Source organism: Alcanivorax profundi, assembly GCF_003597125.1.
Lineage (GTDB): Bacteria > Pseudomonadota > Gammaproteobacteria > Pseudomonadales > Alcanivoracaceae > Alcanivorax > Alcanivorax profundi.
Genome location: NZ_QYYA01000166.1, coordinates 1 through 395, shown reverse-complemented (window position 1 = coordinate 395; position 395 = coordinate 1). Strand labels below are relative to the sequence as shown.

The window sequence follows — 395 nt, the reverse complement described above, 5'->3', positions numbered from 1 at the left end:
CGAGTCGTAAGCACATTCGCGCATCAGCGACAAAGACATCTGGTGGTCTTCTTCTGTTTCAGAATGGAAGCCCGAGAAAATATCGGTACTGAGTCCGCAGTCGGGGATAATTCTCCGGATAGCAGCCACTCTTTCCAGGTACCATTCACGGGTATATTTACGGTTCATCAGTTTCAGGATGCGTGAACTTCCGCTCTGTACGGGCAAGTGGATGTGCTTGCATACATTGGGCACTTCTGCGATGACATGAAGCGTTTCGTCACTCATGTCTTTGGGGTGTGAAGTGGTGAAACGTACGCGCATGTCGGCCACCGCTTCGGCCACGATACTGAGCAGCATAGGGAAGGTTACTGTCTGGCCGTCTTTTTCAAAACGGTATGAGTTGACGTTCTGTC

1 protein-coding gene is annotated in these 395 nt (G+C 50.6%); it reads right to left on the bottom strand.

The annotated features are described in order from the left end of the window. A partial coding sequence (locus tag D4A39_RS19360) for a radical SAM protein (protein WP_119918608.1) occupies positions 1 to 395 on the bottom strand: 395 nt, incomplete at both ends.